The sequence below is a fragment of the Limosilactobacillus gastricus DSM 16045 genome (assembly GCF_001434365.1).
Taxonomy (GTDB): domain Bacteria; phylum Bacillota; class Bacilli; order Lactobacillales; family Lactobacillaceae; genus Limosilactobacillus; species Limosilactobacillus gastricus.
The window spans coordinates 54,247-74,432 of record NZ_AZFN01000003.1 but is presented as its reverse complement, the minus strand read 5'-3'; the positions used below and the strand labels follow the sequence as shown (position 1 = coordinate 74,432).

Annotated in this window: 22 protein-coding genes and 1 riboswitch; of the genes, 11 read left to right on the top strand and 11 right to left on the bottom strand. The window is 42.8% G+C overall.

The window, feature by feature from the left end; all coding sequences use genetic code 11:
• The first annotated feature begins 165 nt into the window (after positions 1–165).
• From FC60_RS01540 to FC60_RS01520, 5 genes are all read left to right on the top strand, one after another.
• Entirely contained in the window at positions 166–660 is a 495-nt protein-coding gene (locus tag FC60_RS01540; protein WP_056936752.1) for a DUF1440 domain-containing protein, read from the top strand.
• A gap of 110 nt (positions 661–770) precedes the next feature.
• The gene (gene ptsP / locus FC60_RS01535; protein WP_056936751.1) at positions 771–2,495 is read left to right on the top strand and encodes a phosphoenolpyruvate--protein phosphotransferase; all 1,725 of its coding nucleotides are present in this window, start codon (positions 771–773) and stop codon (positions 2,493–2,495) included.
• Positions 2,496–2,593: 98 nt separating this feature from the next.
• The gene (gene rbsK, locus FC60_RS01530) at positions 2,594–3,514 is read left to right on the top strand and encodes a ribokinase (RefSeq protein ID WP_056936750.1); all 921 of its coding nucleotides are present in this window, start codon (positions 2,594–2,596) and stop codon (positions 3,512–3,514) included.
• Positions 3,515–3,557: 43 nt separating this feature from the next.
• Positions 3,558–4,025: a helix-turn-helix domain-containing protein gene (locus tag FC60_RS01525; protein WP_056936749.1), complete on the top strand. Its 468-nt coding sequence runs from the start codon at positions 3,558–3,560 to the stop codon at positions 4,023–4,025.
• A gap of 2 nt (positions 4,026–4,027) precedes the next feature.
• A complete protein-coding gene (locus FC60_RS01520; protein ID WP_056936748.1) occupies positions 4,028–4,615 on the top strand; it encodes a Fic/DOC family protein in 588 nt (195 codons plus the stop codon).
• A gap of 258 nt (positions 4,616–4,873) precedes the next feature.
• Here FC60_RS01520 and FC60_RS01515 read toward each other — a convergent pair whose 3' ends face one another.
• Positions 4,874–5,380 (bottom strand): universal stress protein, encoded by a 507-nt coding sequence (locus FC60_RS01515; RefSeq protein WP_056936747.1) that lies wholly within the window; start codon positions 5,378–5,380, stop codon positions 4,874–4,876.
• A 141-nt stretch (positions 5,381–5,521) separates the two neighbouring features.
• Between FC60_RS01515 and FC60_RS01510 the strand changes: the two genes are divergently transcribed.
• Positions 5,522–5,917, top strand: a complete 396-nt coding sequence (locus FC60_RS01510; RefSeq protein WP_056936746.1) for a hypothetical protein — start codon at positions 5,522–5,524, stop codon at positions 5,915–5,917.
• Entirely contained in the window at positions 5,917–6,384 is a 468-nt protein-coding gene (locus FC60_RS01505; RefSeq protein WP_056936745.1) for a hypothetical protein, read from the top strand. The genes FC60_RS01510 and FC60_RS01505 overlap by 1 nt, the downstream gene beginning before the upstream one ends.
• A gap of 225 nt (positions 6,385–6,609) precedes the next feature.
• On the opposite strand, the gene FC60_RS01500 is transcribed toward FC60_RS01505, so the two are convergent.
• Complete coding sequence (locus FC60_RS01500) at positions 6,610–7,467, bottom strand: hypothetical protein (RefSeq protein ID WP_056936744.1); 858 nt, start codon at positions 7,465–7,467, stop codon at positions 6,610–6,612.
• 13 nt (positions 7,468–7,480) lie between these two features.
• On the bottom strand, positions 7,481–7,891 hold the full coding sequence (locus tag FC60_RS01495; RefSeq protein WP_056936743.1) for a helix-turn-helix domain-containing protein: 411 nt from the start codon (positions 7,889–7,891) through the stop codon (positions 7,481–7,483).
• Positions 7,892–8,105: 214 nt separating this feature from the next.
• Between FC60_RS01495 and FC60_RS01490 the strand changes: the two genes are divergently transcribed.
• The 3 genes from FC60_RS01490 to FC60_RS01480 are packed head-to-tail and all read left to right on the top strand — an operon-like array spanning position 8,106 to position 10,904.
• Positions 8,106–9,455, top strand: coding sequence for an MFS transporter (locus FC60_RS01490; RefSeq protein WP_056936742.1), 1,350 nt, complete (start codon positions 8,106–8,108; stop codon positions 9,453–9,455).
• Between the two features lie 16 nt (positions 9,456–9,471).
• A complete protein-coding gene (locus FC60_RS01485) occupies positions 9,472–9,894 on the top strand; it encodes an OsmC family protein (RefSeq protein WP_056936741.1) in 423 nt (140 codons plus the stop codon).
• Positions 9,891–10,904 (top strand): lipoate--protein ligase, encoded by a 1,014-nt coding sequence (locus tag FC60_RS01480; RefSeq protein ID WP_056936740.1) that lies wholly within the window; start codon positions 9,891–9,893, stop codon positions 10,902–10,904. Before FC60_RS01485 ends, FC60_RS01480 begins: the two co-directional genes overlap by 4 nt.
• A gap of 68 nt (positions 10,905–10,972) precedes the next feature.
• Here FC60_RS01480 and argH read toward each other — a convergent pair whose 3' ends face one another.
• The 8 genes from argH to FC60_RS01440 all read right to left on the bottom strand — a co-directional run bounded on the left by argH (position 10,973) and on the right by FC60_RS01440 (position 19,061).
• On the bottom strand, positions 10,973–12,352 hold the full coding sequence (gene argH / locus FC60_RS01475) for an argininosuccinate lyase (RefSeq protein WP_056936739.1): 1,380 nt from the start codon (positions 12,350–12,352) through the stop codon (positions 10,973–10,975).
• 5 nt (positions 12,353–12,357) lie between these two features.
• Positions 12,358–13,569 (bottom strand): argininosuccinate synthase, encoded by a 1,212-nt coding sequence (locus FC60_RS01470; protein WP_056936738.1) that lies wholly within the window; start codon positions 13,567–13,569, stop codon positions 12,358–12,360.
• 124 nt (positions 13,570–13,693) lie between these two features.
• Complete coding sequence (locus FC60_RS01465) at positions 13,694–14,698, bottom strand: aldo/keto reductase (RefSeq protein WP_056936737.1); 1,005 nt, start codon at positions 14,696–14,698, stop codon at positions 13,694–13,696.
• A gap of 127 nt (positions 14,699–14,825) precedes the next feature.
• Complete coding sequence (locus tag FC60_RS01460; protein WP_056936736.1) at positions 14,826–15,479, bottom strand: energy-coupling factor transporter transmembrane component T family protein; 654 nt, start codon at positions 15,477–15,479, stop codon at positions 14,826–14,828.
• Positions 15,469–16,833, bottom strand: a complete 1,365-nt coding sequence (locus FC60_RS01455; protein ID WP_056936735.1) for an ATP-binding cassette domain-containing protein — start codon at positions 16,831–16,833, stop codon at positions 15,469–15,471. The genes FC60_RS01460 and FC60_RS01455 overlap by 11 nt, the downstream gene beginning before the upstream one ends.
• 2 nt (positions 16,834–16,835) lie before the next feature.
• A complete protein-coding gene (locus FC60_RS01450; RefSeq protein WP_007121784.1) occupies positions 16,836–17,399 on the bottom strand; it encodes an ECF transporter S component in 564 nt (187 codons plus the stop codon).
• A gap of 92 nt (positions 17,400–17,491) precedes the next feature.
• A riboswitch (TPP riboswitch) is annotated at positions 17,492–17,580 on the bottom strand.
• A 36-nt stretch (positions 17,581–17,616) separates the two neighbouring features.
• Positions 17,617–18,102, bottom strand: coding sequence for a methylated-DNA--[protein]-cysteine S-methyltransferase (locus tag FC60_RS01445; protein ID WP_056936734.1), 486 nt, complete (start codon positions 18,100–18,102; stop codon positions 17,617–17,619).
• On the bottom strand, positions 18,102–19,061 hold the full coding sequence (locus tag FC60_RS01440; protein ID WP_056936733.1) for a nucleoside hydrolase: 960 nt from the start codon (positions 19,059–19,061) through the stop codon (positions 18,102–18,104). Before FC60_RS01440 ends, FC60_RS01445 begins: the two co-directional genes overlap by 1 nt.
• Before the next feature lie 90 nt (positions 19,062–19,151).
• Here FC60_RS01440 and FC60_RS01435 point away from each other — a divergent pair, with 90 nt between their 5' ends.
• Entirely contained in the window at positions 19,152–20,150 is a 999-nt protein-coding gene (locus FC60_RS01435; protein ID WP_056936732.1) for an NAD(P)/FAD-dependent oxidoreductase, read from the top strand.
• The last annotated feature ends 36 nt before the right edge of the window (positions 20,151–20,186 follow it).

Here is a 20,186-nt window from a genome sequence, read left to right as displayed (position 1 = left end):
ATTGAATTTGTCTAATACACTTACATTGCTAGGCTGATATTCAGGGTATCTACCCCTAAATATCAGCTTTTTTGTTGTCGTATAAAATATAAGATGCATGAACTCTTAGTCAACCGCATGGTGAAGACTTATGATGTATAATGAAACAGACATGAGGTGATTTATATGAAACAAGACTATTTGAAAAAAGCAATGATTGCAGGAACAGCTGCAGGGGTAGTATCGGGATTAGTGAAACTTGGATGGGAAAATATTTTGCCACCACGAACTAAAGAACGTGATGAGACTAACCCACCCCAAAAATTATTGCAACAAATGGGAATTCCCAAATCAATAACCCATTTAACATATCGTTATTCAGGACATGATTTGCCTATTACTAGTTATCTAGTTCACTTTGGCTTTTCAATATCTTTTGCCATAATTTATGAGGTATTATCCGAAAACCGTCAATATTTACGAGTTGGTGATGGTTCAATTTTTGGCTTAGCCGTCTGGGTAGCCTTTCATTTAGGAATTATGCCGGCAATGGGGACTGTTCCCGCCGCTAAGGATCAGCCTTTTGAAGAACACCTTTCCGAAGCCTTAGGTCATATTGCGTGGATGTGGACGAATGATGTCGTTGGACATGAATTATATGAACGTTTAAGTAAGCGTTAAAAAGGAATCATTTTCCGAAAAATCAATTGTTTCATCTATGAAAGCGGTTTATAATGTATAAGTGTTATGTTAAACGGTTATCACATAAGATGTGAAGGAGGACAATGTTTATGTCACAAGTTGTAAAAGGAATTGCTGCTAGTGATGGGATTGGGGTTGCCCCAGCCTATCTCTTAGTTGATCCTGATTTGTCATACGACAAGAAGAAGGTTGACGACACCGCGGCGGAATATGCGCGGGTCGAAAAGGCCTTCCAAGACTCAATCAGTCAATTAGAAACCATCAAGGAAAATGCCAAGAGCCGGTTAGGTGATGAAGAATTAGCCGTCTTTGATGCACATATTGCGATCCTCTCCGATCCGGAAATGCTCTCACAAATCAAAGATGATATTGAATTAAACCAAACCAGCGCCGAAGAAGCCGTTGATAAGGTAACGACTAACTTCTCAGATATGTTAGCGGCCATGACTGATAATGCCTACATGCAAGAACGGGCTGCTGACGTTAAGGATGTGGCTAAACGGGCCATGAGTAACTTAATGGGCAAGGAATTACCTAACATCGCCGGAATTGATCACCCAGTGGTTATTGTGGCGCACGAAATTACCCCATCCGACACTTCCCAAATGGACGCCAAGTATGTCAAAGGGATGGTCACGGACCTTGGGGGCCGGACGAGCCATGCGGCGATTATGTCACGTACTCTACGGATTCCAGCCATTGTCGGTTCACAAGAAATCACCACCACTGCTAAGCAAGGTCAAACCGTGATCGTTGACGGTTTAAATGGGGATGCGATTGTTGACCCAAGTGAAGCCGAAGTGAAGGAATACGAAGATAAGGCAGCCGCTTTTGAAGCAGAACGGGCTGAATGGGCTAAGATGGTCGATGCACCATCCAAGTCTAAGGATGGTAAGGACTTTGAAATTGCGGCTAACATTGGGACTCCTGACGATGTGGAAGATGCCATGGCCCAAGGGGCTGACGGGGTCGGGTTATTCCGGTCAGAATTCTTATACATGAGTAGCGACCACTTCCCATCTGAAGAAGAACAATTCAAGGCCTACAAGGTGGCCGTAGCTGGGATGGATGGTAAACCAGTCGTGGTCCGGACGATGGATATCGGTGGTGACAAGCCATTAGATTACATGCCTCTTCCGGAAGAATTGAATCCATTCTTGGGTTACCGGGCCATCCGGATTTGTTTGGAACAACCAGATATGTTTAAGACCCAATTACGGGCCTTGATTCGGGCTTCAGAATTTGGTCCAATTGAAATCATGTTCCCAATGATTGCGACTGTCGCTGAATTACGGGCGGCAAAGCAAATTTACGAAGAAGCCAAGGCGGAAGTTCAAGCAGATCACCCTAGTTTAGGGGATAACGTTAAGATTGGGATGATGATCGAAGTTCCATTGGCTGCCGTGAACGCTGACGCCCTAGCCAAGGAAGTTGACTTCTTTAGTATCGGGACTAACGACTTGATCCAATACTTCTTTGCAGCCGACCGGGGTAACGATGCGGTTTCTTATCTCTATCAACCATTGAACCCGGCACTCTTAAGTGTAATCAAGCATGTGATTGATGCAGCTCACCGGCATGATGCTAAAGCTGCCATGTGTGGTGAAATGGCTGGGGATCAACTCGCCTTACCATTGCTAATGGGGATGGGCCTTGATGAATACTCGATGAGCGCCACTTCCATCTTACGGACTCGGAGTATGATGTCGAAGTTAGACACGACGGAATGTGCAAAATTAGTTGACGATGCCTTAAATCTTGATACGGCTGAAGAAGTAGAAGCCTTAGTTAAAGAACGTCTTAATTTAAAGTAAATTAACCATCAAGCGCGTGTGAACCAAAAAAGCGGTTTCACACGCCTTTTTTTATTGGTAAAATTAAAGATGTAAATAATCGAAAAGAGGATCAGATCATGGTAAATCGAGTGGCGGTATTAGGGAGTTTGAACGTGGATACGACCTATCGTGTTGTCCGTTTCCCGGAACCGGGTGAAACAATTTCGGCCATTAGTCGGAGTTCAGCTCCCGGGGGAAAAGGCGCGAATCAAGCGGTTGCGGCCGCCCGTTCAGGGGCGAAAACTTACTTTATCGGAAGTGTCGGTAATGACGATGAAGGAAAGCTAATGCGTGAGTGCTTAGACGATGAGCGGATCTATACGGCGCATTTAACCACGAATATGGATCATGGAACGGGGACAGCCTTAGTAACTCTTAATGAAGAGGGCCAAAACAATATCATGGTGTATGGTGGAGCCAATCAAGCAATGACTACCAGCGTCTTGGATGGCACTGATCAAGTTTTTGAAGACGTTGATTTTATGATTGCTCAATTTGAAACGCCCCAAGCGGTGACCTTGGAAGCTTTTAAGCGGGCGAAAGCACATCAAGTCGTGACGATTTTAAATCCTGCACCGGCCAGTCAATTGATTCCTGAATTAGCCCAATATGTGGATGTGGTCGCACCCAACGAAACGGAAGCCGAATTATTGACGGGGGTCAAGTTAACTGATGAAGCTTCGTTGGATCTGATCGCCCAACATTTCCAAGCAATGGGGATCCCAGTAGTGTTAATTACTTTAGGGAAACGCGGGGTTTACTATGCTACCAAGGATCAAGCAGGAATCGTGCCGGCTTTTACGGTCACAGCCGTTGACCCTACTGCGGCGGGTGATACCTTCATTGGGGCCTTAACTTCCCAACTTTCAACAAGTTTAGATAACCTGGATGAAGCAATTACCTATGCCCAACGAGCTTCTAGTTTAACTGTCCAAAAATATGGCGCCATGCCATCTATTCCAATGGGCTTTGAGGTTGAAGAAGCGTTAAAGAAGTAATGTAAATCCCCCTAGTTCTGAGATAGGAGCTAGGGGGATTTTTATGAAAAACCATATTAAAATATGGTATCATATAAGTGAGGTGATTAAAATGATGAATGTTACATTGAAAAATTTATTAGATGATAATCAAATCACTCAAACTATGATAGCTGAAACAAGTGGAATTAGTTTAGCGACTATTAATCAAACATTAAATAGACCTATTGATTCTTGGTCAATTAAAATATTGGATGCTGTAGCTAAACCGTTGTATATGTCAGCTGGCCAACTATTAGATATTATAAATCCTTCTAAATTCGAATTAGAAACCAATGATGATTTAATGACGATCCAAGGCGTTAAAATCGATAATTATGAGATGTACCAACAAATTAGATTTGCGGTAGAAAATAATGTGATGGAAGGTTGGGAGCCAACTAAGCAAGATATCGAAGATCTATTAAGATTTGCTCATAATCCAGATCCCGAATACATAGCACGATATAAAGAAATATTTGGTGACGAGTAATTATGGATAAATTTAATTATTCGAATGGGACTCTAAGAAATAAACTTGATGTTCGTAATGCTGAGCAACTAAGGATATATGAATATACTGTGGTTTCAAGATACTCTTATTTATATTTAAATCAGCAAAGAATTCCTAAGTCCATTGATGATTTGTGTAAAATCCATTTATTGTTGTTTGGTTCCATTTACGAATGGGCAGGAGAGATACGTGACTACGATTTGGCTAAAGGAGGTTTTCATTTTCTGGAGGTCCATGCTTTATCCAGTGGTATTAATCATATAAATGATGAATTGAAATCCTTACCATTATCAATTCCGATTAACAGAAAAATATATGCAGATTTACTAAACGATCTGAATTTTTTGCACCCATTTAGAGAGGGAAACGGAAGGTCGACTCGTTTATTTTTACAATGTTTGGCAGCAGGTCATGGTCAAGTGTTAACGTACGATAGAAGTCAAAAAGACTTGATTGATGCATTACAACGATCAGATTTATCGGAGATAGAAACTCTAATAAAAATTGAACACGTTGGTGGCAAAGAATTAGCATTCCGAAAATTAATGGAAAAGCGGAATGGCCTATAATCTTGACAACTTAAGGGTTGGTTTGAATTCATTATCGGGTATAAATAAAAGGTCTTTCACGTCCGAGTATATTTGGTTAGGGTGACGATGACACTCGCGTCGGTTTTTGTTTGGCTATGTTCCTTATCAACGAGTCTGTTGATAAGTCGACGAATTCGAAAGTTGGACATGGTTCAAGTTTTAAAAGGAGTTGAATAAAGAAAAGCAGCTGGCGAAGAATGAAGTTCCTTCGCCAGCTGCTTTGCCATTAATTAAATTCTATAGTCCAACAATCGGTTCGTCTGACGAACTCTTGACCTTAAAATCATCCTTATTGATCTTAACGACTAAGACATCTGCATCGGCATTGCGCGTTGCATACTGGGTAACAGAGCCAACGACCATCCGTTCAACCGCTGATAATCCGGTGGCGCCCATCACGATTAGATCAATCTGGTGATCTTCCACGAAGTCATGGGCGATCACTTGTTTAGGATTACCAAAACGGACATGGACGCCGACTTTTTCCACGCCAGCGTCTTCTAGTTCTTTTTTAAGATCCTGTAAACGTTCATTGGCTTGATTAATGAGGTTGTAGGTTTGATCTTTATCCAAAGAAATTCCCGAAATAATTCCATCGCTAAATTGAGCTACTTGAACGACATTCAAGAGTTCTAAATTAGCGTGGTGGGCTTTCGCCATGACTGCTGCTTGAGCAACGACGGCTTCGGTGGCTTTGGACCCATCGACCGGCACCAAAATATGATGATATTCTTTAAGTTGCATAATGTTTCCCCTCCACACAGCTTTTCTTTATTATAATTGATTTTATTAAGAAATTCACATAAAAACTTAATTCTACTCGATGAATTGCAGATTGATTGCCAATCAGGTAGAATTGTTGGGAATAATGCAAGGGGAGCAATTATGAAAGAAGAAACACGATTTGCCTTCGTCACCTTGATCAGCTGGCTCATGGCTTGTCTAATTGAAATTTTAATGCAAGTTCAAATTGGTACCTCTTTGTTGAGTGGGGCGATCTGGGGGCGGATTATTCTAATGACGATTTTAGAAGCGGTCATTATTATCGCCAAATATACCCAAACCATGCTTGCTTCTTACGGGACGATTATAGTGATGCTTTATTTTGGAGTCCTTTCCTTAGGCGGAATTTTACAAGTGAGTGCACGCTTTTCAGGATTAGGGATTTTAACACAGCTTATTGGAGTAATCGGCGTGATGACAGCTTTAACTGGGATTGTCGATGGCTTTAATCAACGGACCAAAGCTCACGAGGCACGATGGAGGAAGAGACACAAATAATGGAAATGACAGTTACCGAATTACTTACACAGTTAGAAGCAGAACGCATTCAAGTTGCTTCACAAGGCTTAACCGCTGATCAACTTACCCAGGAAAACTTACTAGCGGGGCTCGAACATGTTAGCAGTCAGTTAGCTGCTGGCTACTTAGCTCAATTTAGTTGGCAAGTTGAGATGCCAGTAGGGGATCCCGTAAACGTACGCTTAGAAACGAATCTAATTAATGTCCCATTAATTGAAGCTCCTCGCCTGGATCCGAAATTGTTAGACCAAACTGCGCCGTATGAAGTTAAAGTTTACATGGTTATTGAGGGTGATCAGGTGAATGCTTCAGGATTACGGATTGACGAATTAACGACGGCTGATGAATTAATGCCGGCGGTTGACGATTATGTTACGCCTTTTAAGAACTGGGTAACTGAACACATCGCAACGGCAATTAATAATCGGGAAAGTGCTGATGACTAGTCACCAGCTACAAAGTGTGTTAAATTAAAGTTACGATGAGCCGAGAGGTCGGTAACCAACCCCAATTGGTTACGTTGATTTTTTCGGAAAGGGGACACAAAACCTACCGGATTGTAGGGTGTTCGATTTAAGGACGATTGTGAACTGGTTCTTGAGTCTGAGATCATATCAATACCTTAAAAGGCCACCAACTTGATCAGAAATGGTCAAGTTGGTGGCCTTTTACTATTGGACCAGATAAATTTGTTCGTCAATGAGGTCAAATGATTGTAAGGCTTGATTTAGGGGTTGTAAAGCATCGGGTTGACTTAATTGCGCCGTTTGCCAGAATTGTTGGGAGTTCGTTGCTCCTTGGTATTCACCGATTACTAATAACTTCAATTCAGGGTAGGCTTGACGGATTAATTGTAAGACTTGCCAATCGGCATCCCCTTTATCAGGGGCCCAAGCCATAATGACGTAGTCAACTCGATCATGAAAAGTCTTGATGGCCTCAATGGCCGAATAATTTTGCACCTTAGTCACAGGATGCTTACCAGTTTCATTTTCTTTAACCCAAGATTGGTCGTCTGTTGTGATGATAGTCTGCTGGTGGTTCAGATCGCGAAGCCCTTTAGAGATATAGCCATTCCCCGCCATAATTTCTAGAACGGGGGCTCCTTGTAAGTATTTGCTCAAGGCGCTAATAAATTTGGTATTTGTGAATGACCACATCCCATAAGTTGCTTCCAAGTAGTCACGGTAATTACGTAATAAGCGATCAAGCTTTGGTAAGGCCTCACTATATTCTTCCCATAATCGATCGCCAATTGGATCACCACTTGGATAATGTTGGTTCAGATAGGTAAAAATCTCATCTTGAATATCGTCCGGTAATAACATTTTCACGACTGGTTGGGGTAAGAGCTGATCTTGCATCAGCCGATCGTTAACAAGGATGAGATTAATTAGATACTTAATCCGCGGAAAATCTTGAAAAAGTTCTCCGTATTGCGTCAATTGTTGAATATAAGTTGATTGTTGCGGCTGAGGATTGGCTTTGCGGTGTTGTTTTTTTAATTGTTTGAGTTTCTTGGGATTCACAGGTTCCTCCAGACTAGAATTTGAGGTTCAATTCTTCTTGCGTGCCGTAGAAAGTTTCGGTTTCACTTCGATTTTGCCGGCCCTTTAAGTAACCATCAATCAATTGAAAAATTTCGTAACGATCTTCGCTAATTAAAGTTGTATGGTTAAAGGAGAGATCCTTACTCGAGAAGAATAGCTTTGCCAGATCATGATCATCACGTTCGGCACGGCCGGTTAAATAGTCGAGACTCACGTCAAAAAATTCTGCTAGTTTGCGGACTTCAATATAATTAGGGGTCCGAATCCCTCGTTCCCAATTGCCGATTTGTGACGGAGTATTGGGCCGTTCATCGGGGCCAAGATTGGCATTCAGCACATCACATAGTTCCCGTAAGGTGATTTTTTGCCCGCGGCGTAAGGCCCGTAAACGTTCTGGAAACATACCACCACATCCTTTGTATCTTTTCTTTATTTTAGCATTAATCGGCTGGGGATGTAGCTGGTGAGCTGAGAATTTAAAAGAGATAACTTAGGAAAGTTATGTCGTGATATATTATTTGATAAAAAAGTTATTATCTTTTTGAAAACGGTTGCAAAGCCGGGTTGAACCTCATAAAATGAAAATGTAAATTTTTGAAATGGGGAGGTAGAATCAGATGATTCCATTCTTACGGCCGGCACCTGACGCAAGCAAGAAGGTCCCGGCAGAAAAGGTTGTTAGTAGTTATCGATGGCATCAAACGGGGGTTCTGTTGTCATTGTGTATTGGTTATATTGGGTACTATATTATTCGGTTAATTTTTACGACCGAACAAAATGATATTATGAAAGCTTATGGCTTTACCACCGCCCAAGTGGGACTTATTTTATCCTGTTTTGGGATTGGTTACGGGATCTCCAAATTATTCATGGGAGCCTTAAGTGACAAGAGTAATACCATTCGATACCTAGCGACAGGTTTGATTGTTTCCGCCATCTTAAACGTGGGCTTAGGGGCAACCCGGAATTTTTACTTGATGATGATCTTAATGCTGGTCATGTCAATTGCGCAAGGGATGGGAGCAGCTGCTTGTCAACGGACTATCCAACTTTGGTGGGGGAAGCGTTGGCGGGGGACGGTCTACTCGATCTGGTCGTCAGCGCACAACGCTGGAGCCTTTTGTTGTGTGGCCGTCGTTCAACTAGCCGTCTTTATGTTCTCAGGATCGATTCAAGCGGTCTTTTATACCGCTTCCGTCGTTTCGGTCATTATTGCTCTCTTTGTCTTGTGGGCCGGTTCAGAACGACCAGCTGCCGTTGGTTTGCCAAGTATTTCTGAATATACGGGGGATGAAGTGGTCCTTGATGGTGGGGAAACCTCATCGGAGGATTTGACGGACTTATCCTTATGGCAAATTTTTGTCCAATATATTTTGAAGAACCCGATGGTCTGGGCCATTACTTTAACCTCTATGTCCTTATACCTGGTACGTTATGGGGTCATGTCTTGGATTCCATCTTATTTAGTTCAATCCAAAGGCTTTTCACCTGATTTTGCTAAGTGGTTAGTTGGGATTTTTGAACTAGCCGCCGTTCCGGGGGTAATCTTAATGGGGGCGATCTCGGATTTTCTAAAAGATCGTCGGGCCCTAGTTTGTCTCATTTGTGTTTTAGGGTTAGTCGCTTGTTTGACCACTTACTTCTATAGTACTAGTCATGTACTGATTGTAACGGTTCTCTTTATCATGGGGACTTTGATTTACGCCCCATTAACCTTAGTTGGATTGATGGTTAACGAAGCTGTACCAAAGTTTGCGGTTGGGTCATCGACTGGTTTTATGGGCTTTTTCCAGTACATTTTTGGGGAAACCTTAGCCACGGCCTTGATCGGGATTTTAGTTGCTCAATATGGCTGGGTGGCAAGTAACGCCGTCTTGTATGGTGCTTCGGCCTTGTCATTATTATTGTTAATTTACATTATGATTCACGAAGCACGGATGAAGCGGTTAGCTAAGCACGCTGAATAACTAGCGGAGGTTACCAATGGACTTCAAATCAATTTATCAAACCACGGTGGAAAATGATATGGGGATTTTAGGTGAGACCAAGGGTGACCTCGTCTTAAGGACCAGTAGTCCCCTAAGTGAAACGCCGGGGACGAATCCTGAACAATTGGTTGGACTGGCGTATGCTACCTGCCTTAACGCGACCATTGAAGCTGAAGAAGCACGTCGTGGCCTGGTTCATAATAGTCAGGTGCGGGTGCAAGTTGATTTAGCTAAGGACGTTGAAGGGTATCAATTTAAGCTTTTGGTCCTAGTACGCATTCCAGAAGTAAATCGGACCGTTGCGGAAGAAATACTCGAAATTGCTAAGCGTCGATGCCCGATGGAAAAGTTGTTAGGTCAACATCCTAATGTTACAGTAAAGTTGGTTGATCAATTTAAATCGAGGCGAGAGAATTGAAGTATTTAGTCACCAAGAGTCATGATATTCGTTATAATTTAGCTTTAGAAACCTACTTGATGGAACATGCCGACTTGAGCGAACCCATCTTGTACTTTTACATTAACTCACCTTGTATTATTTTGGGGCGGAATCAAAACGCTTATGAAGAGGTGAATTTAGATTATGTGAAAGCCCATCAAATCATTGTGACCCGTCGGACCTCGGGCGGTGGCGCCGTCTTTGACGATTTAGGCAACGTTAGTTTTAGCTTTATTACGCAAGATGACGGGCATTCATCAGGTAACTTTCGGAAATTTACTGATCCGGTTATTCAAGCCTTGCATGAAATGGGAGCGACGGCTGCCGAGTTATCAGGTCGGAATGATCTTCAAATTAATGGGCAGAAATTTTCCGGTAATGCAATGCGGGTTGAACACGGACGGATGTTTTCACATGGAACATTGATGTATGATGTTGACCTCGACGTTATTGGTCAAGCGCTGAATGTTCCGGCTGATAAGATTGCTTCCAAAGGAATCAAATCAGTTCATAGTCGAGTTACTAATTTAAAACCACATTTTGCGCCGGAATTTCAAAATCTTACGATTGAAGAATTTCGGGACACCCTGGCCAAGAAGATTTTAGGCCTGACAGATTTAAAGGATGCCCGCCCATATGAGCTAGACCAAGCCACTTTACAAGCTGTTGATCAATTGAATCAAGCCGTTTATAGCAATTGGGATTGGGTGTACGGGAAATCCCCAGTGTCTAAGATCCAACATCGACAACATTTTGATCAGGGAACCGTTGATTTTCGTTTGGAAATTAATGACGGCCGGATCACTGATTTACAGATTTATGGTGACTTTTTAGGTCAAGGGGATGTGAATGAATTTGCAGAGCAGTTGCGCGGGGTTCGTTATCAAGAAAATGAGCTCGCGGATGCCTTAAGCCGGATTGATACCGAATATTATTTTGGCAAAATTGCTCCAGCTGATTTGTTAGCTTTGTTGTTACGTCAAGAATAAGAATACTTTAAAGGGCCTTCACCATCCAGAACGATGGTGAAGGCCTTTTTGGGCGGAATTATAATTGGCTAATCTAATTCAGCATGTGCTTGCTTTATTTGGGCTTTGACTTGATCAAAGCCGGTTCCGCCCAAAGAAGTCCGCCGTTGGACCGCGACTTTGGGATCGAGGACCTGATAGACGTCTTCTTCAATTCGAGGTTCGATCTTTTGATAATCCGCTAATGAAATATCTTGCAGATTTTTCCCACTTTGGAGTCCTTCATAAACTAGATTACCAACGATGGCGTGAGCCTGTCGGAAGGGGATCCCCTTAGTAGCTAAATAATCAGCCAACTCGGTAGCGTTACTAAAGTCATTTTGGGTTGCAGCGGCCATTTTGTCGGGATGAACACTTAAAGTTTTGATCATCCCGGTCATAACTTTTAGACACGGAATAATTGTCTTAACAGTGTCAAAAACCCCTTCTTTATCCTCTTGCATATCTTTATTGTAAGCTAAGGGAAGTCCTTTCATGGTGGTTAAAAGTCCCATTAAATGTCCATAGACCCGACCGGTTTTCCCTCGAGTTAATTCGGCCATATCTGGATTCTTCTTTTGTGGCATGATTGAACTTCCCGTCGAGAACTCATCGGCCATTTCAAGATAGTTAAATTCGTATGAGCACCAGGAAATTAATTCTTCACTGAGCCGGGACAAATGCATCATTAAGATGGACGCATTACTCAAAAATTCTAAGGCGAAATCCCGGTCACTAACCGCATCTAAGGAATTCGTGTAAATTTGGTTGAAGTCCAATAGTTGGGCTGTATATTCCCGGTCGATGGGGAAAGTGGTCCCCGCTAAGGCTGCGGACCCCAGTGGCATTATGTCGGTATGGTGCTGATTGAATTCAAACCGTTCGACATCCCGCTTAAGCATGGCGTAATAAGCCATCAAATAATGGCCATATGAAATCGGCTGAGCATGTTGGAGGTGGGTATAACCCGGCATGATGGTTTCCACGTTTTCTTCCGCCCGTTGCACAAGGGCCGTTTGCAATTCTTTGATTGTTTCGATAATTAGGGGAAGACGGTGTTTTAAATATAAGTGAAAATCGGTGGCAACCTGGTCGTTCCGGGACCGGGCGGTATGTAATTTACCGGCCACGGGGCCAATCTTTTCCGTCAACAAGGCTTCCAGATTCATATGAATGTCTTCGCGTTCCACAGAAAAACTTAATTTACCAGTATCTAAATCGGCTTGCAAATCTTCTAGGCCGGTTTTAATTTGTTGGACTTCTGGGTTAGTTAAAATGCCCGTATGACCTAACATTTGAACATGGGCCAAGGAGCCTTCGATATCTTCATGAGCCATTAATTGGTCAAAATCAATTGAAGCGCCGAATTCATCAACCCACTTGGCTCCCGCAGATTGAAACCGACCGCCCCAAGCAGTTTGAATACTCATAAGCACTAGTCCTTTTGTTCAGCGTGTTGGTGTACCTGGGCATAAACTTGGGTTGGCAGGCCCCAAAGTTTAATGAACCCGTTAGCGGATTCGTGATCAAAGGAGTCCGAGCTAGTATAAGTAGCCAAATCCTCATTATAAAGGGAAAGCGGTGATTTCCGTCCTTCACAGATGACATTCCCTTTAAATAATTTAACCCGAACGGTACCTGTTACGTCCGTTTGACTGGCTTTGATAAAGGCCATTAATGAATTAAAGAGGGGAGAGAACCATTGAGCATTATAGATCAGATTGCTGATCTCATGTTCTATTACGGGCTTGTAATGACCCAATCCCCGTTCCATGGTGAGGTTTTCAAGATCTTGATGGGCCTTAATGAGGACCTCGGCCGCCGGCGCTTCATAAACTTCCCGCGATTTAATGCCGACCAACCGGTTTTCAATATGGTCAATCCGACCAATCCCATGTTGTCCTGCGAGATGGTCTAGCTGAGCAATCAATTCTTCTAATGGTAATTCTTTGCCGTTTAAAGCCGTTGGGATACCTTGCACAAATGATAATTCGACAACTGCCGGCGTGTCCGGAGTGTTTTCTAAGGAGTTAGTCCGGGCAAAGGCATCTTCAGGTGCACCTACCCATGGATCTTCTAGTACTCCCGCTTCATTAGCCCGTCCCCATAAATTTTCGTCAATAGAGTAGGGGCTTTCCTTGGTAATCGGAACAGGAATGTTATTGTCCTTTGCATAGGCGATTTCTTCTTCCCGGGACCAGTGAACTTCCCGGATGGGGTCCTCAATGATCATATCTGGGGCCAAGGCGTGAATAGATACTTCAAACCGAACTTGGTCATTCCCTTTGCCAGTACACCCGTGGGCGATCGCGACAGCACCGTATTCCTTAGCAATTTCAACTAAATGCTTTGAAATGAGCGGCCGTGAAAGGGCAGAAACTAAGGGGTAAACTCCTTCGTATAGAGCATTTGCTTGCAGTGCAGGGAGGACATATTCAGTCGCAAACTCATGCCGAGCATCGACCACAATCGATTCAATTGCTCCGACATCGAGGCCCTTTTGCTTGATGGCACTAAGGTCCATCTCTTCTTCACCGACATTAAAACAAACTGCGATGACATCATAACCAGCATTTTTTAACCAGGCGATCTCAACTGAAGTGTCGAGACCACCAGAATAAGCAAGCACAACTTTTGGATTAGCCATAATCATTTTCTCCTTGATGAATAATTATTAATTTACAAGGAATAATATACAACTAAAATGCATAGTATGCAAGTGAAAAATGAATATTTATTTAATTATTCGGTTTTATGCAACTATCATACGATTATGAACGCCAGTTATTGGAAAAAGAATGTTGTTGAGATTCTTCAAAGCCTCGATGACCATATATTTTTAATTGGTTCAAAGAATCATCTAAATCCTTAAACTCAGCATCGGTTAGTTCGACCTTCCAAGCACCGAGGTTTTCAATGATCCGTTGGGGATTTTTTGATCCTGGAATTGGGACGACATTTGGATATTTCTTTAACATCCAAGCCAAGGCAATCTGGGCCTTGGTAGCGTGTTTACTGGTACTAAAGCGGTCCAATAAATCAACGATCGGTTGATTGGCCGCTAAATTTTCGGCTTGTAATTGGGGAACAAATTTTCGAACATCATCCCCCTCGAATTTCGTTGATTGCGTAATTTTGCCTGATAAAAGACCACTGGCAATTGGCGAGAAGGGCACGAGACCAATGCCTTCTTGTAAACAATAGGGGATGATTTCACTTTCACAAGACCGTTCGACCATATTATAAAGATTCTGGACGGCACTTACCGGAGTGATTTCATGCGCTGTTTTAAGAAGGTCTAGGCCAACTTGAGAAACTCCCCAAGCTCGAATCAAACCTTCGTCTATTAGTTTCCCCATGACTTCAGCGACTGGTGCCATCCCTATCTCTTCGTTGTAACGGTGGAGATAATAGAGGTCAAGGTAGTCAGTTTGTAAATTTTCTAATGAATGTAGTAAGTGCCGCTTAATGGTTCGGTATAGATCGTGATCGGCTTGATATTCTTCGGTTGAAATATGGATCTTGGAAGCTAACACCACTTCTTTACGAAAGGATTTGATTGCTTGACCAACCAGTTGTTCATTATGACCAGGGTAAAACTGTTCGCGTCCATAGGTTTCGGCTGTATCAAAAAAGGTACATCCGTAATCGTGGGCTCCCTGAATCGCTTTGATTGCGACAGCAGCTTCCGGCACCTTTCCATAGCCATGAGAAAAGCCCATACAACCCATCCCAATCGGTGAAACTTCTAATTGACCTAATTTACGCATTTGCATGATCAGATCCTCCACTTTCTTTTTTGATTATTATAAAACAAACTTAGTCAGCAACTGGTAATTATGTTAGCCAAGAAATAAAAAGACCTGAAGAACCGACAAAGATTCTTCAGGAATGAAAGCCCACTTAAACTGGGCAAAAGATTAATAATAATTGCAAAATGATCAGTCCGCCGATTAGTAGCCACCAATCACTAGTTTTAACTGCAATGGCATGACTAACCGTTCGCGATTGGACTTCATTAAAACCATGCGATTCCATCGCCTGGGCCAGTTCATCGGACCAGTGGATGGCGGTTAAAATCGCTTTGAAATAAAGTTGAGGTGACCAATAATTTAAAATGACCCCCCGCATGGTCGCGGCTTGTTTGATTTTTTGGACATTTTCAATCGTTTTTGGGATCAGATTCAAAGCGGCTAAGACCCCATAGGCATACTTAGGTGGTAAGTGGAGATTTTGCTCCAAAGATCGGGTCAGCGTTAAGGTCGAGTGAGTCTTGACAATTGCAGTTCCGGTCAGGATATAGACATAAATCCGCGAGACTAAAATCCAAGCGTACATAATATTATGCGAGCCAAACCAGCCAATTGTTACCAGAATGGCTAGACCCGGAATAATGGGAGCGGCTAAAATCCACCACCAGGTCCTGGCCGGTAAGTTTTTATACATCAAGTACAGGATGGTAATGATGATAATGATCAAGTTAGGTAATAACTTTTTGGTGAAGGTAATCTCTAAGGCAGAAATTAAAATGAGTAGCAATTGATAGCTAGGATTCATAGGCAACCACTCCTTGATAAGTTAAACGGTGATTAGCTAAGTGTAAGTGGTGGTCGACTAACTTGTCAATTAATGCTAACTGATGGCTGATGATTAACATCGTTTGTGGGTAGACAGTTTGACACTTACTGATTAGATTAATGATTTGCTGAGCCGAGTGGCGATCCAAGCCGGTTAGCGGTTCATCGAGCATTAAAACGGGTTGCCCCATCATTAGCATGACTAAAACTTGGAGTTTCTTTTGCTGTCCACCACTAAGGGAGTAAACTACGCGCTCCATCAATCGATCTAAGCCCAGATCGGTCAAGGTAGCCTGTAAGTTTTCAGCGGTAAAGTATGGATGGTGACCGTGTTGACGACTTAAGTCAAGTTCTTCTTGGACCGTAATGTTGATAAATTGATCGCTGGCTTGTTGGAAGATTACGCCAATTTGTTGATTTAAGCCTAGGGTTTTTAACTTAGCGATCTCTTTGTGATTGAATTTTAAACTTCCTTGATAAGGAAGGCGTTTCGTAATGGCCTTAAAAAGACTGGTCTTACCACTTCCCGACTCACCAGTAAATAAGGTGATTTTATTTGTTGGGACGGCTAAACTTGACACCTCCATTAGAGTTTGATGACCTTGTTGGAGGGCAAAGTTTTTAAATTCTAAAATCGGCGCCGTTGAGTCTGGCAAAGCAACCGGTGATTCAATTGCTTGGACCTTTAATAATGCTTGGATTTGGTCACTAGATAAATAGTAAGCTTGACCATGACCAACTTGAATAATCTGAGGTTGGTAATCCTGGTAATCGTTTAAATCATGATCAGCGATGATAATGGTTTTGCCTTGCTGGCGCAGTTGCATTAACTTTTCTAAGATCCAGTGGCGATGATGATGGTCAAGGCTAGCAAAGGGTTCATCCAACAAGATGATGGCGGCATCCATTGCAACGGCAACGGCTAGGGCGACTAATTGTTGTTCCCCACCGGATAGGGTCATGATTTGGCGATCTCTTAAATTTTCGATCTGACAAAAGCTGAGAGCCTGTTGGATGCGAGTGGGAATTTCGGTTGGCGCAATCTGGAGATTCTCAAGCGTGAACTCTAATTCGTGTTGTGGAGTATCTAAGGCAAATTGCAAGCTTGGATCTTGAAACATCATGGCTACTTGATCATTCCCAGTGATCTGCCCTTCAAGGTGCCCACGGTATTTTGGATAGAGGTGGGCAATCAATTTCAAAAGAGTTGACTTACCACCACCTGACGGGCCAAAGAGTAGGGTGAATTGTCCATCGGGAATCGTTAGTTCAGGGATCTTAAGGATCGTTTGATCTTGATATTGAAAATTTAAGTCATTGATTTGGATTGCCATAATTAACGCGCCTTTAATACTTGTGAGCGTTCCAAAAGATTGCTGATTAATTTAACTAAGACCCCATCAATAATGAACATACAGATAATCCGGATAATCAATAAAGTGATCACGGTGCTGGGCTTAAAGGCATCGTAACCGCTCTTAAACCAGTCCCAAACAAAGGTGACAGCACAGGTGGTGAGGGTAGTTAAGATGGCAGTTAACCAGTTGTAAATTTTGTATCCGGTAAAAGCAAAGCCCAACTCGCTACCAAGTCCTTGAACGGCCCCAGAGAGGAGATTTGCAGCTCCCCATTGATCGCCGATTAACATTTCGACGACAGCACCGATGACCTCGCCTAAAAAGGCTGCTCCGGGGCGGCGAAGGAGAAAACCAGCTAAGGGGCCCGCCATACACCAAAGTCCAATGGTGATGTCTTCAGCAGCGGGTCCAAAGCCAACTGGCGTTAGCGCTAACATAATAATGTTGTATAAATAGCCGGCCCCAACAAAAATTACCCCAAAAACAATCCCGATTAGAGCTAACAAAATAATATCCTTTAAGCTAAAACCTTTGTGTTGCATTTTTCGCACACTCCCTAATTGAAAATTATCAATTAATATAAAACCCCGCTTTAAGCACGGCTCAAAACGGGGGAGATAGTAATTAATTCAATGAATAAAATCGTTTATCTCCCTTCGCTGGTCCTAACCAGAGCAGGTTCAATGGGTTCATCTCAGCTAAAAAGCGCCCCAGATAACTAATTGATTGTCTTCATCATAACCAATTTAAACTGTAAAATCAATCCTTGAAAGGAATTCCTTCAAGCTCTAATAAAAACTGTTTGCGTGCGATTCCACCCGCATAACCAGTCATTTGCTGATGAACGTTTAGAATCCGGTGACAGGGAATAATAATGGAAATCGGGTTACGCCCGACAGCATTACCAATGGCACGAGGAGAGCTGTGCAAGGTCTGGGCCAGCTCTCGGTAAGTTTTGGCTTGACCATAGGGGATCTCTCGTAGTTGCTGCCAAACAGCCATTTGAAAAGGTGTCCCCACGGGATGAACGGGGATCAAGCGAGGGTCAACTATTTGGTGATTAAAATATTGGGTTAACCAATTAATCGTTAGATCTGCCACATCAGTTGTTCCCGACGAAATTTCATCTAGTTGATAGTGGGCACCATAATGACTGGCTTGCTCAAACCAGAGACCGTATAAAAACTGATGATCACTAAGGATGGTAATTTCGCCTAAAGGTGATTGCCTATTTGTTTTAATCATTAGTGTTCCTTAAAGAGTTGCGTTAAATAGTTCATAAAAGTTGCAAGATAACGTTCTTTATCTACAGTAATGGCCACCTTAACATTCGGGTTAGGATCATTAAGTTTATCTTTGTCCCCAATTGTCCGAGCGTAATTATGGTCGTCATAGATAACTTTCATAAAGAGACTGAGAGTTTGGACAAAGGAAGGATCTAAAGAAACCCCAACGGCTAATGGGTCGTGGAGGGCACAACCATTTTTATCGATGCCTAAGTTATAATAAGCATCAATGTAAAAATCGGTTAGATCAGCATAGGCTTGGCCAGCTTTGGTGCCTAGAGCTCGCCATTGCGCCGTTTCTTGCTTGGTGAGTAAGGTCCGTAAGGTAACGTCTAGTCCTACCATAGTGAGTGGCAGGGAGCTGGTAAGGACGGTATTAGCCGCCTTGGCATCTTGATTGATATTAGCCTCTGCTACATCAGTTACGTTCCCTTCGACGGTTAAGGCTCCTCCCATGAAGGTCACATTGCCGATTAGATCGGCAATTTCAGGATCTTTTTCTAAGGCCGCAGCCAAATTGGTCATGGGCCCGGTGGGGATAATAATTAAGTCTTGGCCGTATTGATGAGCTGCTTGGATGTAAAAATCAACGCCCGAAAGTTTTTCAACGGCGCGCTGTGGTTTAGGTAGATCAACATCGCCGATTCCGTTATTACCATGGATATCCAAAGAAACTTGCATGACCTCAAAATGGTCACTCGTACTAGCGTGTGGCAAGCCCTTATAAACCGGGACATCGGTTTGACCGAGCAATTCTAATAACTTCAAACTATTTTCTGCACAAACATCGAGGAGGTTGTTTCCATAGGAGGCAACAATACCGATTAAGTCCACGTCGGGGGCGGCCACCGCATACGCAATTGCTAAGGCATCATCAACTCCAGTATCTAAGTCTAAAATCATTTTTTTCTTTGCCATGAGCTGCTCCTTTTAATTTAAATCTTTGGTTACTATAATTATACTGGTACCTGTTAAAATAGAAAAATGATATTTTTAAAGGAGACAACTATGACGGAAATTTATGATGTCACCATTGTTGGTGGCGGGCCTGCAGGGATTTTCGCTGGTTTTTACTGTGGCCTCCATCAATTAAAAGCCCAATTAATTGAGGCCCTTCCCCAACTGGGTGGGCAACCAGCCACCCTGTACCCAGAGAAGCAAATTTGGGATGTTGCCGGTTTAGCTGGTGTCACCGGGAGCCAGTTGACCCAGCACCTGATTAAACAATTGGAAGTGGCGCCGATTGATTATCAATTAAATCAAGAGGTCACCAATGTGCAAACTTTACCTGATGGAACCTTTGCGGTAACGACTGACCAAACAAGGACCTACACTAAAGCCATTCTAATTGCCTTAGGGAATGGAGCCTTTGCACCACGGAAGCTGGCCTTAACAGGGGCTGAACAATTCGAAGGACAACAACTACAATATTTTGTTCAACCTAAAGCGACTTACCAGGATCAGCGAGTAGCAATTTTAGGTGGTGGCGATTCAGCAATTGATATGGCTTTAATGTTGGAACCAGTTGCTAAATCGGTTACCTTAATCCACCGGCGGGATAACTTTCGGGCCATGGAGCATGCGGTTAATCAATTAAAAGCTTCGACGGTTGAGATTCTAACGCCATATTTACCCCAAGCTATTCAGCCGGGAGATGGTCAAGAAATTAAATTGGATCTCAAAAAGATGAAGTCAACGTCAACCAAGCAGTTAACGGTTGACAAGCTGTTGGTTAATTATGGGTTTACAGCTAATAATGGGGCGCTTCAGCAATGGGATTTACCATTAGCTGGCGAACGGGGGCGACTAAAGGTTAATCAACAGTTGCAAACCAATGTTAAAGGCGTGTATGCCATCGGTGATTGTGCCATCTATGATGGGCGTGCCGATCTAATTGCAACGGGTTTTGGTGAGGCCGTTAATGCGGTTAACGCGATTGCCAAGGAATTGTGTCCTGAAAAATCAATGGCTAAGCATAGTTCATCCATGAATTTACAAGCAAATTAACAATCAAAAAGGCAGGGAAGAAACAAATTCATGTTT

Bases quoted from the DNA above. Each gene is read 5' to 3' on its own strand.
- FC60_RS01540 (WP_056936752.1), top strand. From the start codon at position 166: ATGAAACAAGACTATTTGAAAAAAGCAATGATTGCAGGAACAGCTGCA.
- ptsP (WP_056936751.1), top strand. From the start codon at position 771: ATGTCACAAGTTGTAAAAGGAATTGCTGCTAGTGATGGGATTGGGGTT.
- rbsK (WP_056936750.1), top strand. From the start codon at position 2,594: ATGGTAAATCGAGTGGCGGTATTAGGGAGTTTGAACGTGGATACGACC.
- FC60_RS01525 (WP_056936749.1), top strand. From the start codon at position 3,558: ATGAAAAACCATATTAAAATATGGTATCATATAAGTGAGGTGATTAAA.
- FC60_RS01520 (WP_056936748.1), top strand. From the start codon at position 4,028: ATGGATAAATTTAATTATTCGAATGGGACTCTAAGAAATAAACTTGAT.
- FC60_RS01515 (WP_056936747.1), bottom strand. From the start codon at position 5,380: ATGCAACTTAAAGAATATCATCATATTTTGGTGCCGGTCGATGGGTCC.
- FC60_RS01510 (WP_056936746.1), top strand. From the start codon at position 5,522: ATGAAAGAAGAAACACGATTTGCCTTCGTCACCTTGATCAGCTGGCTC.
- FC60_RS01505 (WP_056936745.1), top strand. From the start codon at position 5,917: ATGGAAATGACAGTTACCGAATTACTTACACAGTTAGAAGCAGAACGC.
- FC60_RS01495 (WP_056936743.1), bottom strand. From the start codon at position 7,891: ATGTTTCCAGAACGTTTACGGGCCTTACGCCGCGGGCAAAAAATCACC.
- FC60_RS01490 (WP_056936742.1), top strand. From the start codon at position 8,106: ATGATTCCATTCTTACGGCCGGCACCTGACGCAAGCAAGAAGGTCCCG.
- FC60_RS01485 (WP_056936741.1), top strand. From the start codon at position 9,472: ATGGACTTCAAATCAATTTATCAAACCACGGTGGAAAATGATATGGGG.
- argH (WP_056936739.1), bottom strand. From the start codon at position 12,352: ATGAGTATTCAAACTGCTTGGGGCGGTCGGTTTCAATCTGCGGGAGCC.
- FC60_RS01470 (WP_056936738.1), bottom strand. From the start codon at position 13,569: ATGGCTAATCCAAAAGTTGTGCTTGCTTATTCTGGTGGTCTCGACACT.
- FC60_RS01465 (WP_056936737.1), bottom strand. From the start codon at position 14,698: ATGCAAATGCGTAAATTAGGTCAATTAGAAGTTTCACCGATTGGGATG.
- FC60_RS01460 (WP_056936736.1), bottom strand. From the start codon at position 15,479: ATGAATCCTAGCTATCAATTGCTACTCATTTTAATTTCTGCCTTAGAG.
- FC60_RS01455 (WP_056936735.1), bottom strand. From the start codon at position 16,833: ATGGCAATCCAAATCAATGACTTAAATTTTCAATATCAAGATCAAACG.
- FC60_RS01450 (WP_007121784.1), bottom strand. From the start codon at position 17,399: ATGCAACACAAAGGTTTTAGCTTAAAGGATATTATTTTGTTAGCTCTA.
- FC60_RS01445 (WP_056936734.1), bottom strand. From the start codon at position 18,102: ATGATTAAAACAAATAGGCAATCACCTTTAGGCGAAATTACCATCCTT.
- FC60_RS01440 (WP_056936733.1), bottom strand. From the start codon at position 19,061: ATGGCAAAGAAAAAAATGATTTTAGACTTAGATACTGGAGTTGATGAT.
- FC60_RS01435 (WP_056936732.1), top strand. From the start codon at position 19,152: ATGACGGAAATTTATGATGTCACCATTGTTGGTGGCGGGCCTGCAGGG.